11 protein-coding genes are annotated in these 12,629 nt (G+C 51.6%); 10 read left to right on the forward strand and 1 reads right to left on the reverse strand.

The features are described 5' to 3' along the window. The first annotated feature begins 169 nt into the window (after nucleotides 1-169). From VSX42_RS10850 to VSX42_RS10895, 10 genes are all read left to right on the forward strand, one after another. Complete coding sequence (locus VSX42_RS10850) at nucleotides 170-1,300, forward strand: glycosyltransferase (protein ID WP_326504276.1); 1,131 nt, start codon at nucleotides 170-172, stop codon at nucleotides 1,298-1,300. Next, nucleotides 1,300-2,571 (forward strand): hypothetical protein, encoded by a 1,272-nt coding sequence (locus tag VSX42_RS10855; RefSeq protein ID WP_326504277.1) that lies wholly within the window; start codon nucleotides 1,300-1,302, stop codon nucleotides 2,569-2,571. The genes VSX42_RS10850 and VSX42_RS10855 overlap by 1 nt, the downstream gene beginning before the upstream one ends. Continuing rightward, nucleotides 2,558-3,556, forward strand: a complete 999-nt coding sequence (locus VSX42_RS10860) for an acyltransferase family protein (protein ID WP_326504278.1) — start codon at nucleotides 2,558-2,560, stop codon at nucleotides 3,554-3,556. The genes VSX42_RS10855 and VSX42_RS10860 overlap by 14 nt, the downstream gene beginning before the upstream one ends. 89 nt (nucleotides 3,557-3,645) lie before the next feature. After that, complete coding sequence (locus VSX42_RS10865; RefSeq protein ID WP_237222248.1) at nucleotides 3,646-4,902, forward strand: nucleotide sugar dehydrogenase; 1,257 nt, start codon at nucleotides 3,646-3,648, stop codon at nucleotides 4,900-4,902. 28 nt (nucleotides 4,903-4,930) lie between these two features. After that, entirely contained in the window at nucleotides 4,931-5,509 is a 579-nt protein-coding gene (locus tag VSX42_RS10870; protein WP_326504279.1) for a hypothetical protein, read from the forward strand. Nucleotides 5,510-5,540: 31 nt separating this feature from the next. Beyond that, complete coding sequence (locus VSX42_RS10875; RefSeq protein ID WP_326504280.1) at nucleotides 5,541-7,079, forward strand: polysaccharide biosynthesis tyrosine autokinase; 1,539 nt, start codon at nucleotides 5,541-5,543, stop codon at nucleotides 7,077-7,079. A gap of 87 nt (nucleotides 7,080-7,166) precedes the next feature. Further along, nucleotides 7,167-8,594: a flippase gene (locus VSX42_RS10880; protein ID WP_237222245.1), complete on the forward strand. Its 1,428-nt coding sequence runs from the start codon at nucleotides 7,167-7,169 to the stop codon at nucleotides 8,592-8,594. A 12-nt stretch (nucleotides 8,595-8,606) separates the two neighbouring features. Continuing rightward, nucleotides 8,607-9,485, forward strand: a complete 879-nt coding sequence (locus VSX42_RS10885; RefSeq protein WP_237222244.1) for a glycosyltransferase family A protein — start codon at nucleotides 8,607-8,609, stop codon at nucleotides 9,483-9,485. Nucleotides 9,486-9,500: 15 nt separating this feature from the next. Continuing rightward, nucleotides 9,501-10,514, forward strand: coding sequence for a hypothetical protein (locus tag VSX42_RS10890; RefSeq protein WP_237222243.1), 1,014 nt, complete (start codon nucleotides 9,501-9,503; stop codon nucleotides 10,512-10,514). A gap of 103 nt (nucleotides 10,515-10,617) precedes the next feature. After that, entirely contained in the window at nucleotides 10,618-12,345 is a 1,728-nt protein-coding gene (locus VSX42_RS10895) for an acyltransferase (protein ID WP_326504281.1), read from the forward strand. On the opposite strand, the gene VSX42_RS11010 is transcribed toward VSX42_RS10895, so the two are convergent. Further along, a complete protein-coding gene (locus VSX42_RS11010) occupies nucleotides 12,260-12,589 on the reverse strand; it encodes a transposase family protein (RefSeq protein WP_418950801.1) in 330 nt (109 codons plus the stop codon). The two genes, VSX42_RS10895 and VSX42_RS11010, sit on opposite strands and share 86 nt — an antisense overlap. Nucleotides 12,590-12,629: the final 40 nt, after the last annotated feature.

Genomic DNA, 12,629 nt, shown 5'->3' on the forward strand with positions numbered 1-12,629 from the left:
GCTCCGAAAGGGGTAGCCACACTTGTCTAGCCGGTGAGAGCAAAAGCTCAGTGGCAAGGTATAGGAAATAGGCTGGCTACAAAATAGTATGGTCTAGATGATTCGGCGTTGCCCCGGTGGATGGGGCGTTCGTGAGCGCTGATAGATAGATTAGGGTAGGGAACCGTTTATGAGGATTCTGCACGTTGTCACTTTGGTGACTCCTGATGGCTCGTTGGGTGGGCCGTTGCGTGTAGCTGTGAACCTGATGAAGGCTTCGCAGAAGCAGGGGCACGAGGTGCTTCTTGCTGCTGGTGCACAGAACTGGGGGAGTGAACTACCCTCTGAATATGATGGTGTACCTGTTCAGCTTTTCCCTGCCCGCTCGGTCGTTCCTGGTACCGGTTTCGCTGGTTTAACCTCTACCGGTCTGCTGTCGTGGTTACGTAAGGTAGCTCAGACAGCCGACGTTGTGCACGTGCATATGGCACGTGATTTGGTGACTCTTCCTGCTGCCTTGGTTGCTCAGGCCACGGGCGTGCCCACGGTTGTTCATACGCATGGCATGATTGATGCTTCTGACCGTCTTTTAGCGAAGCCCCTGGATGCTTTGATGACCCGCCGTGCTTTGCGGGGAGCTGCTCGAGTTATTGCTTTGACGGAGCAGGAGAAGCGGGATCTTCAGGTTGTTGATCCTTCTTTGCGAGCTTCTGATATTGAGATTTTGCGTAATGGCGTTCCTTTGTCTGATTTGCAGGCTGACCACGGGCAGGAATCTCCTGAGGTGCTCTTTTTAGCTCGTTTGCAGGAGCGTAAGCGCCCTACTGTTTTTGTTCGTGTAGCCCAGCAGCTAGCGCGTGAGTTTCCGCAGGCTCGGTTTAGTCTGGTTGGCCCTGACGAGGGCCAGGGGAAGGCTGTTCTTGAGTTGCTGGCTCATGATAATGCTGATGGCCGTATTCGTTGGCAGGGTTCTTTGCCTGCTGATCAGACGGTGGCCCGTATGGCACAGGCACAGGTTTATGTGCTTCCTGCTGTTGAGGAGCCGTATGGTATGACGGTGGTTGAGGCTATGACGGTTGGCTTGCCTGTTGTCGTGATGGACGATTGTGGTCTAGCCCCTGAGGTTGAGCAGTTTGATGCTGGGCTGGTAGCTCATAGCGATGATGTAGATAGCTTGGCTGCGGCTGTGCGTTCTTTGGTTCAGGACGCGGACGCCCGCGCCCGTATGGGTGCTAACGGCAAGGATTTTGTGGCTGAGTATTGCTCTATGCAGAAGATTGCTGAGCAGCTTGATGGTATTTACCGGAAGGTAGCTCTTTAATGGCTCTGTTGGCTGGTTGGCTGGTACTTTGTTTTGTGCTGGCTTCTGCTTTTGCGTCTCGCCCTGTCTGGTTGCTTTCCGCTGCAATTGTTATCCGTATTTTGGTTCCCTTCTATGCGTCAAACGCATGGATGGTCGGCTTGCATATGGCGGGCTATCTTGTTGCTGCGACTGCAATTATGCAGCTCGTTTTGTACCGCCCGCGCGTGATTCGCGTTCTGTTGAATTCGAAGACAGAGCTGGCCTTGTTCTCAGTTCTGGTTGTCTTGATGCTTGTAAACTCGGTATCTGCATATTCAAGCATCGTAGATACCCTGATGAACCTGGCGATTATTTATCTGACTCCCTTTACTCTTTATCTTCTTTTGAAGATGGAGATTCATCGTTTGGGGTTGCGCGCTATTCAGGTTATTTCTGTGCCTTTCCACCTGACGATGCTCTATGAATTTTGGCTAGCTATGCGTCAGGAAGAAACCGGGGAAATTCTGGTTTACTCCCAAATTACCCAGAACGCTTTGTGGTTTCAGACGAGTGATGATCTCGGCCGTAGTTACGGTACCTTGGAAGGCGGCCTAGAACTTTCAACTCTCTGTATTTTTGCTATTGCCATGACCTACTGGGTTCGAAATAGTGTGCTTCGAATTGCGCTCATCATGGCCTATACCTACACGAATCTGCTGGGCAATGGTCGAGCCGCAGTGGCTATCGGCATTGTTGTTGCTATAGCTGTTATCGTTTGTGCCCGTTCGTCAGCTGCGGCAAAAATCTTTAGTATAGTCGCTGGAGTCTTTGGCTTCCTTTTCTTGTACTCTTCTGAAGCTGGCCAGTCAATTATTGAGAAAATGAATAATGACGGTGGCTCTAATCAGAAGCGTTTCGATGCGCTGACCTGGGTGGGTAATAATTTCCAGCACTTTATTATGACGGGGTACCCCGGTGACCGTGACCTGCGTGCTTCGGGGCAGCTTTCTTCTTCGTTGGAAAATGCCTACCTTATCGCGGCAATGGGCTATGGCCTTATTTTCTCAGCAATCCTGATTGTGCTTCAACTTTATATTATTCTCCGTAATGCCCGGTCGCTATCTGGGGCCGTAATGGGGCTGGCAGCACTTGGCGTTATCTTCGTTAACATGACGAATAGTGGCTTCACTACGAACTCCAACAGTGCTTATCTGATTTGGATTGCGTTGGGCCTTTGTACTGTTGGCTCATGGGTATCTGAGAAGGGGTATTTTCAGAAGGAGAGGGCGGTGAGCCGTGTATCAGCCTAGACATTCTACGGAGCGCCTCTCCGTTAATAAAAGGTATGGCTATATTGACTTCATCCGATTAGTCTGTATTTTTTTCATCGTCATTGGGCATGTGTGGACTGAAATACCTCTTACAGTATTTGTTTATGTCTTCATGATTTTATCTGGCTATCTTTGGAAGTCGGGTAGGGAACTTATACCTGAGGCGCGAAACAAATTTAAGACCCTGGTTTACCCTTATCTAGGGTGGGGCATCCCACTTCTCATTATTCTGGTAATTCAATTGGTGTTTTTTGCACAAATTGGAACCTCAGATGTATTGAAGACTGTCGCAACAGTGCTGTGGGGCGGCGAGAAAGCTAAAGCTCCTTTCACCGCTTTCTGGTACTTTACTGCAATCTGGTTTTCTGGAATTTTCTATCGATACATTACGCAACGTTCTGCATTCGTATACGGGGTATTCATTACTCTATCTCTTCTTGCCGGAAGCTTCCTCGGAGAGGTTCTAGCCAATCTGCCTCTGGGCATAGGAGTAGCTTTTTGTTCTCTAGTTTTCTATGCAGCAGGGCATGCGCTACAAGTGCTACAGACTAAAATCACAGTACCTTGGTATATCTCTCTACTGCTTCTTGGCGCTAGTGTTTACATGATAGCTACAGCGGCTGTAGCTCCAATGGTTCTCAAATCTGGTGATTTTGGAACCCCTGTTTTGTCTACGTTGGTCTATTCTTTGCTGGCGCTTGCCTGGATTTCAAGCATGGAAGTTTTGTACCAGCCTCTAGATGCTTTGTTGGAGAAACCTGTCGCATGGTTTGTTGGCCTGGCTACGCCCATTATTTTGCTTCATCCTGTCCCCATCTGGTTTTGGTATAACGTTGGATGGACCGGGAAAGAAATGGCAGATAAGGTTCCTCTGTTCATTATCTGTTTGATTTTTTCAGTGGTGCTTGCTCTGGTCGCGAAGAATATGGTGCCACCCCGGGTCCAGAAAATTCTTGCCCCGTAACCCCTCTAGGTTTGCTGTAGGGAATACAGCAAACCTTACCTAGCTTATTTCTATAGTCACTCAACCACCTCCTAGAAGGAAAACACATCATGACCAAAGTTGTTGTTATCGGTCAGGGCTACGTAGGCCTGCCCCTCGCACAGGAAGCCTCACGCGCAGGCCTCACCGTCGTCGGCCTCGACCTATCACCCCGCATCGTTGACGGCCTCAATTCAGGCATCTCGCACATCGATGACCTCTCAAACGATGACATCGCAGAAATGCTGAAGAACGGTTACACCGCCACCAGCGACGCAACCACCATCGCAGACGCAGACTACGTTGTTATCTGCGTGCCCACCCCGCTGGGCCAGGACGGCAACCCCGACCTCACCCCTGTAGAGAAAGCTAGCGCCTCAATCGCCCAGCATCTCACTGCCGGTACCACTGTAATTCTCGAATCAACCACTTACCCCGGAACCACCGATACCCTCGTCGCTGGCATTATCAACGAAGCTGGCCACACCCTGGGCGAAGATTACTACCTTGCCTTCTCCCCTGAACGTATCGACCCCGGTAACCCCGTCTACGGCCTCAAGAACACTCCCAAGGTTGTTGGCGGCGTAACCCCTGAATCAACTGAAAAGGCCGTAGCGCTCTACTCACAGTTCATTGACACTGTGGTACCCGTACGCGGCGCACGCGAAGCAGAAACCGCAAAGCTGCTTGAAAACACCTACCGCCACATCAACATTGCACTGGTCAACGAAATGGCTAAGTTCTGCCATGACCTCGATATCGACCTCTGGGATGTTATCGATGCAGCAGCTACCAAGCCCTTCGGCTTCCAGGCCTTCTACCCCGGCCCCGGCGTAGGCGGTCACTGCATCCCGATCGACCCTAACTACCTCTCCTACGAAGTTAAGCGCTCACTGGGTTACCCCTTCCGCTTCGTCGAACTTGCACAGGAAATCAACCTGTCCATGCCCAAGTACATTTCGGAACGCGTCATGGAAATGCTCAACGAAGAGAAGAAATCCCTCAACGGGGCAAAGGTACTCCTGCTCGGCGTAACCTACAAAGCCAACATCTCTGACCAGCGTGAATCACCTGCAGTACCTGTAGCAGCTGAACTCGCTAAGCGCGGTGCAGTGCTCTCCTACAACGACCCTTACGTAGAGAACTGGACCCCGGGCATCGACGGCATCGAGAAGGTTACCGACCTCGACAAGGGCCTTGCAGAAGCCGACATCGTTATCCTGCTCCAGAAGCACCGTGATTACGATGTAGACGCTCTCGCAGGTAAGTCCAAGGTCTTCTTCGACACCCGCGGCGTTACCACCTCAGACAAGGCAGTTCGTCTCTAAACCTGCTACTCCTTCGGAAGGATCCCCCATGGTACAGCAAGCACAACATTCCTGGTATTTCGTATGCACCGGCAATATCTGCCGGTCAGCATTCGCAGAGGCCTATCTTCAACGTCTCTTCAACGGAGTAGCAGCTGTACACAGCGGGGGAACCGGGGTCAACCAGGCCCTGGCTCCTACTGAAGAAATCAAAACACTTGCAGCCCGCCAGGGACTCTCCCTCGATGAACACACCCCCCGGTTTATCGAGGGAGAGGAGCTCAAAGCTCACGACATCGTGCTGACCGCGACGGTAGCCCACCGGGCTCAAGTACTAGCAGAGGCACCGACCCTGCTCAATAGGGTTTTTACCATCAAAGAGTTTGCCCAGCTTCTACCCCACATCGACGTAGAAGAAATTCAGCAGGCAGACCCCAGCAAATGGTGGAGAGCTGCAGCCCGTAAGGCCTCCCAGCTCAGATCACGGGTCAACGCTCCCGGCAATGATCTAGATATCGTTGACCCCTTCAAAAAAGATATGGACGTCTACATCGCAAGCACCCAGGAAATTATGGATGCGCTCGATGTTATCGCAAACGTCGAACATATGAGAGCCTCACGGGCCTAATCACACAGCACAACTGAACGGAACAATCTCAATGAACGAATCGCAAGCAGTAGCCGACTCGGCTTCTGAAAAATCGAAAGGCGCCATCGAAGGTTTCCTTCGTACTCTCCGCCGCCAGTGGTACATCCTTATCATCGCCGCCGTTATTGGCGGCCTGCTAGGCTTCGGCTTCTCTATGATGCAGCCTAAGGTCTACGCATCTGACGCAACCGGCGTCGTCACCACCGGTGATACCGGGAGCGTGGCCCTGGCATCGGCCGCCGATACCCTCACCAAGTCGAAGGCTACCCAGTACCAGGCCCTAGCATCATCTCGCACTGTTGCAGAACGTGCTCTGGAAATCTCTGGCTACCAGATGACCCCGGAACGCGCTATCAGCATGGTGTCTGCTTCTGTTCCCCTTGATACTGCACAGATTAAGGTAACTGTTCGTTCACAGGATCCCGAGCTAGCTAAGAACCTTGCTGACGCTTGGATTCAGGCCCTGGGCGAGAACGTCCAGACCGTCGAAAACTCCGGCAACAACGCAACTACCGGTGAAGGTAACTTTGCAGTCCAGTCTGTCATGCAGTTCTCTGCTTACGTGCCGGCTAATCTTCCTCAGTCACCGGTTTCACCCAACGTTAAGCTCAACACTCTGCTAGGCATTGCTCTAGCTCTGATTGTTGGCGTTGTTTACCTCTTCATCCGTTCAGTTCGCGACCGATCAATCCGCTCAATGGACGCCCTGGTTGAAGTAACCGGCTCAGAAATTCCCGTTCTGGGCACCGTTCCTTTCTCCTCATCATTTGCCGATTCACGTCTAATCACTCCGAACGACGCAGCAGAGAATACCCGACGTGCTGATTTCCGACTCGTCGAGTCCCTCAAAGAACTCCGCACCAACCTGCAGTTCAAGAACCCCGACAACCCCCCTCGCCGTATCGTCGTTACCTCCTCACTTCCTTCAGATGGTAAGTCAACCGTTGCAGATAACCTGGCGATTATTCTGGGGCAGTCAGGCAAGCCCGTATTCCTCGTCGATGCCGACCTCCGCCGTCCTACTGTTGCTAAGAGCTTCGGCCTCATCGAAGAAGTCGGTGTCACCGACGTCGTCATCGGCCGAGCTGACGTAGAAGATGTACTTCAGACCGTAGAAGGTTACCCCAACCTCTACATTCTGGCTGCTGGTCGTATTCCTCCGAACCCCTCTGAAATCCTCAGCTCAGATGCCTTTACCCAGATGATTGACCGTCTCGCAGAAGAAGGCATGGTTATTCTGGATGCGCCCCCGCTTCTGCCCGTTACTGACTCGGCTATCTTGGCTACCAAGTTTGACGGCGCCCTTGTCGTTGTAGAAGCAAATGGTACTAAGCGTGAGGAGCTTGCGAAGTCCATCAGCAACCTGAACCGAGTCAACGCCGATATTCTCGGTACTGTGCTCAACAAGGTTCCTGCAACTGGCTCTGAAGCAGGCTACTACCAGTACTACGGCCGTGAATACTACTACGACAATGAAGGCAAGCGTACTGGCCAGAAAAGTGAGAAAAAATCACGCAAGGCCAAGAAAGCTAAGCGCAAAGAGAAGTAGTAGCACGTAATCGTTCATTGAGTAATGAGGGTGGGAGGAACAACCTCCCACCCCTGTGCTATACCGACCGGGCACGAAGAAAGATTTATGGCTAAAAAATACCAACCGAGGCATTTGGCAACCGACTTCACGGAAAAGTATGAGAGCCACACCGTTGAAGAGCCGATACAAGAGACCCCACAACCGAGCGTGCGAAAGAGCATGTTCTACTCGTTGCTGGGGAACCTTATTGCGCCTATCGCGGGTCTTGCCATTGCACCTATTCTTTCTAACTCTTTGGGCGATGCCGGGCGCGGTGCCCTTGGCGGCATCACATCTTTAGTGCTCGTAGCAACTGCGGTTGGTGCATTTGGTATGCCAGAAGCACTGACCTTTCACGCTGCACGATTCGTGAGGCGTACCGGCTCGGTTCTCAAGCTTGTTGTAGGTGTGCTCGTACTTTTAGGAGCCGTATGTGCAGGCGTGATTTATGTACTTGCACCTTACCTGGCAGCAGACCACGGGCCCTGGTACGCACAGCTCGTTGTTCTGACGGCATTAGCGGTTGTGCCCAACATGCTGATTCTTATCCCGCGCGCCCTCGTAGCGGCCACCCACCAATGGCACCTGCAAGCGCTGGAACAGGGCCTCTTCTCGTTGCTACGCCTCGGAGCCATTCTTGTACTTCTCTGGACTGGGAACCTTAACGTTCTCAGCGCCGTTATCGTTACCCTCGTAACTCCGGTACTGGGTGCTCTTGTATATGTGCCAATGCTGGTGAAGATTCGCCAGCAGAAGTACCGCTACTCGGGTGAAAAACAGCCAGTAGGGGAAGCTCTGGGGTACGGCGGCAAGGTCTGGTTTGGCTCCCTTTCTGGGATTGTGCTTTCACGTATTGACCAGACCCTCATGATTAAGCTGACCACTCTTCAAGAGCAGGGGCTCTACGCTGTAGCTGTGACTATCGGCGAAGTACCTTCGGTTATCTCAAACGCTATTCGTAACGTGGTTTTTGCCTTAGACTCACGTGATAGCGGCGATGAAGATAGCGCAGCGGCAGCCGATCAACGTTTGACAATGACTGCCCGAGTCACCACCCTCATCACGCTTCTTATCTCGCTCCCGATTGCTCTGACAGCTCAGTGGTGGATTGGTCCTATCTTCGGCCAAGAATTTGAAGCAGCAGTACCTATGACCTGGGTTCTGTTAGGAGCCGCGGTTATTGGTTCCGCAGGGTCCGTAGCGGGCGCTGGTCTCTCAGGGCGCGGCCACCCCGATCTGCGTAGCTGGTCTATGGCTATCGGTGCAGTGTTTAACCTGCTTGTGCTTATAACCCTCACCCCGCATATTGGAGGTATGGGTGCAGCGCTATCGACCTTGGTAGGTAGCGGTCTAGCTGGTTTCAGCAACATTGTTTTCTTGAAACTCAAGTTTGGGTTCAAGATTCATGAATTTTATGTCGCCCGAGGAGCAGATTTTGCGCTTCTTGGACGAGCAGCTCGAGCAGTGCTGCGCAAAGCAAAGATTATGAAGTAGAAAGAAATACACATGGTTTCGATGGATCTAACCTACAGCCGACCGGTAAAAATTATTCTTAAATCAGCAGCGATGGGGCGGCTTCGCGCTCTCAACGCTGTGAGCAAGAAGAGTATTGTGGGCAAAGCCCCGATTACTCTGTCGCTCACTTCGTACGCAGACCGCCTGAAAACAGTGTGGTACACCATCGAATCATTGGCTCAGGGGTCGGTCTTGCCCGCGCGGTTTATTCTTTGGGTTGATGAAGAAGACTTTTCTGTCGACAACTACCCCGAGCTAAAACGACTGCAGAACCGCGGTCTTGAGATTCGGTTTACGAAGAACTACGGCCCGCACAAGAAAGCCTACCCCTACTGCCTTGAGACCGGGGGAGAAGAAAACCTTCTGGTCACCGCAGACGACGATATTCTTTACCCCAAGAACTGGCTACGCTACCTGAATGAAGCTGCTGCCCAGTACCCGGGTGAATTTCTGGGCTACCGTACGCACCGTTTCACTTTGGATGCTCAGGGTAAGGTCGCGCCCTACAAACAATGGGTATACGGTTCGGTGAACGATGCACTGTACTCAAACTTCATCACAACAGGTGCAGGCACTATCTTCCCTGCAGCCCTGCAGAAAGCTCTTAAAGAGGCTGGCGAAGACTTCCTTGAAAAGAGTCCGAAAGCAGACGATATCTGGGTCAACGTTATTGCCCTGCGGAATGGCTTGAAGGCACGCAAGATTGACCACAGGGGAATGACCTTTATTTCTATTCCTCGTACCCAGAAGAACGCTCTGCACCACCAGAACGTTGCTGAAAACCTGAATGATAAGCAGCTGGCTGCAAGCATCACTCAGCATGAAATTGATCTGATTGCCCAGGACGCACCTCGCGTCTCAGAAAACTAGAAGGGGGACCTCAGCATGACTACAAAATTTTCACGTCGTCTTTTCCTATCGGGTCTTTCTGCCGGTACTGTCGCTGGCTTCTCTGCCTGTGGCCAGGAGAAAATCGAACGAATTGTGCCTACTGAAACCGCTACAGCGGCTACTTCAAGTGCAACTGCATCAGGCTCGGACCCGCGGAAATGGTCACATTATGGCGATTCATTTACTGCTTCTGGCCTACTCGCACAGGAGCTTGAAGCACTTACGGGATACACTCATATATCTGCTGGAGTAGCTGGCGATACCTCTATGGCTGGTGCATTTAGAGCAGGCGCTTTAGAACTAGAAGTAGGATTTGAGAATAATCTGATTCCTGCAGAGGGACCTGCCTTAGTTACTGCTATGAGCATAGAGCCTAACCCAGTTGCAGCAAATTACTGGCATTACCCTTGTGAGGTGCTGGGAATCAATGGGTACCTTATGCGTGAGTATGGTGTATTAGAAACGTATTTCTACCGTGATTCTCCCGGCAATGAAATTCAAGCAGAGCCTATGAACGCTGTATACCTAGACCCGGCTACACCTACTAATACTTTGACCGAGGGAACCCGCGGGAAATATTCACTTATTGTAGGTTTCGGTCGTAACGATATTGATACAAGAGTTACTAGTGAGCAAACTATCCAGTATATTCGCGATATTCTAGAGACAAATACAGATACCGGTGCACGACACCTGGTATGGGATGTTCCACCGTGGGTTTCAGAGCCTTTAGGCTCAGAGGCCCGGCAACCAGTGGACGAGATTAATTCTCTGCTTGAAGAATCTTTTGGTGAAATTTTTATTACGCCTGTGAGGTGGATTCTTGAAAACCCGGGTGAAGCGTTTAGCGCAGCTAAGGTTGGTATGACTGAAAGAGATCAGACTGATATTGATAATGGAGTAATTCCGGAGTCATTTAGGATTGACGATATGGGGCATTTTAATGAAGCAGGCGCTCGGGCCTGGGCACATGCCGTTTACCAAGAAATAAAGAAGCGCGGCTGGTAAACCATCTTTAGCATTGCATAAAACTTCTTTATCGATGTAAATAATAATTTTTTCCTGGGGAGGGGTAGCACCTCTCCCAAGGTTTTTACATGGCAAGGGAACCATGAACACAGCTACCACATCACATGGCTACCGGCATAGAGCCACCGGCACACAGCGAGCCGATATCCAGGGCCTGCGGGCCGTAGCCGTCCTACTCGTCATCGCCCAGCACTTCTGGAATGTACCCCAGGGCGGTTTCATCGGTGTTGACATATTCTTCGTGCTATCTGGCTTCCTCATCTCAGGAATTATCCTACGAGATATCCAGCAGCATGGACGGGTGCGATTGCCTCGTTTCTACGCTCGCCGTCTGCGTCGTATTATGCCTGTAGCTCTATTCGTCTCGGCCATTACCGTTGTTCTTGCCTGGTTCACCTGGTTCACCCCTCAGGCCTTGCAATACACCCTTGATGCCATCTGGTCGAATCTCTGGGTAGCTAACTGGCATTTCGCAGGAGCTGGAACAGATTACCTGGCTCATTCCGCTAACCCCTCTCCCTTTCAGCATTATTGGTCTCTGTCTGTTGAAGAGCAGTTCTACGTAGCTTGGCCTCTGGTGCTGACTTTGGCCTGGGCTATAGGTAGCAGGTTCAAAAAACCAGAACGCGCGGTTGATATTGCAATTATCGCGACTATTATTCTTTCTGCGCTATGGGCAGTTCTCTTCACAGACTACCGAGCACAGTGGGCCTACTTCGATACCATTTCACGAGCCTGTGAATTCGCGATTGGTGCCTTGGCCGCACGACTAGGCGCTAGAAGGAAATACAGCCAATACCTTGGCCTAGTGGGGCTTGCTCTGCTCCTCGTCTCTGCATTTACTATTACTGCTGCAACTCCTTTCCCCGGACCCTTCGCCCTTGTCCCTGCGATTGCAACAGCCTTAGTGCTATTGCCTCAACAGCAGACAGTTCCCGTGGTGATTGGACTTGAAAATCCTGTCATGCGATGGATCGGTGATATCTCATATTCGCTCTATTTATGGCATTTTCCCGTCCTTATTTTCATGACAACCTGGTTCAGTAACTCCAACCTGGTTCTGCTGGGGTGCCTGGTGTTGACATTCGGACTCTCAGCGCTCTCTTACTACCTTGTAGAGAACCCCCTCCGCCATTCGAACCTACTTCGTAGCTGGGAAAAGCAAGAGCGAAACCAACTGCCCTCAACCTGGATTAAGGCTGGAAACCTGGTATCTGCCACTATCCTGGTTGCCATTGCAGCTATGACCGTATGGCAGTTTATGCCCTCAAAATACGCTGTGCTTGCGCCTCAGACCATGAACGTAGAACGAGCGTCAGCAACAACTACTTACAACACACTGGAAGAAGTCGAGAACGCTATTGCAAACTCAACTCAATCAGAGTGGAGTGACCAGCTTATCCCTTCACCCAACCAACTCACCCAGGAGCAGATGGGCGAAGCAATGGCCCCATCGACTTCCTGCGCTGTAGGATTTGGAGCCACAGACTTAAAGCTCTGTGAATGGGGTGCAAGCGAAGAGTCTGCTCAACGCACAATACTTGTTATTGGCGACTCAGTCGCAATGGCCTGGACTCCAGCAGTTGTTGCAGCGAGCGAGGCAACAGACCGAGTCGTCGCTGCTGGTGTAGGCTCTTGCTCAATTATGTCGATTCGCCAGGAAGCCGATTTTGAAGCGAGCGGATTCGCTGAAAAATGTGCAACCACACGTGAAGCTATGAGGCTTATTCAAAAGTCCCACCCGCAGCCAAAAACACCAACCCCCGCACCACCGCAAACACCCGCCCATACAACCCCAACGGCCGCCTAAACCCCGTATGAAGAATCCGCCAAGTCTTGATGTGAGCGATAACCCGCTCCACCACCGACCGCAGCCGATTCAGCACCCGATTATTCCGCCTCTGCTCCCGACTCAGCCGCTGACCCGGCTTGCGCCTGGCCGGGGTAGCCAACCCCAACCCGATATAGCCCTTATCAGCCACAGTGCTCTCATCAAGATATCTTTCCAAGCCATGATGTTTGAAGGCGTAAGCATCATGCCTGGCCCCGGGCACCGGGTCTGTGATAGCCAGCAACTTTCCATCCAAGGTGCAA

The sequence above is a fragment of the Rothia nasimurium genome (assembly GCF_035916755.1).
Lineage (GTDB): Bacteria > Actinomycetota > Actinomycetes > Actinomycetales > Micrococcaceae > Rothia.

What these genes read in the sequence shown, in the direction of transcription:
- VSX42_RS10850 (WP_326504276.1), top strand. Translation starts at nt 170, where the DNA reads ATGAGGATTCTGCACGTTGTCACTTTGGTGACTCCTGATGGCTCGTTG.
- VSX42_RS10855 (WP_326504277.1), top strand. Translation starts at nt 1,300, where the DNA reads ATGGCTCTGTTGGCTGGTTGGCTGGTACTTTGTTTTGTGCTGGCTTCT.
- VSX42_RS10865 (WP_237222248.1), top strand. Translation starts at nt 3,646, where the DNA reads ATGACCAAAGTTGTTGTTATCGGTCAGGGCTACGTAGGCCTGCCCCTC.
- VSX42_RS10870 (WP_326504279.1), top strand. Translation starts at nt 4,931, where the DNA reads ATGGTACAGCAAGCACAACATTCCTGGTATTTCGTATGCACCGGCAAT.
- VSX42_RS10875 (WP_326504280.1), top strand. Translation starts at nt 5,541, where the DNA reads ATGAACGAATCGCAAGCAGTAGCCGACTCGGCTTCTGAAAAATCGAAA.
- VSX42_RS10880 (WP_237222245.1), top strand. Translation starts at nt 7,167, where the DNA reads ATGGCTAAAAAATACCAACCGAGGCATTTGGCAACCGACTTCACGGAA.
- VSX42_RS10885 (WP_237222244.1), top strand. Translation starts at nt 8,607, where the DNA reads ATGGTTTCGATGGATCTAACCTACAGCCGACCGGTAAAAATTATTCTT.
- VSX42_RS10890 (WP_237222243.1), top strand. Translation starts at nt 9,501, where the DNA reads ATGACTACAAAATTTTCACGTCGTCTTTTCCTATCGGGTCTTTCTGCC.
- VSX42_RS10895 (WP_326504281.1), top strand. Translation starts at nt 10,618, where the DNA reads ATGAACACAGCTACCACATCACATGGCTACCGGCATAGAGCCACCGGC.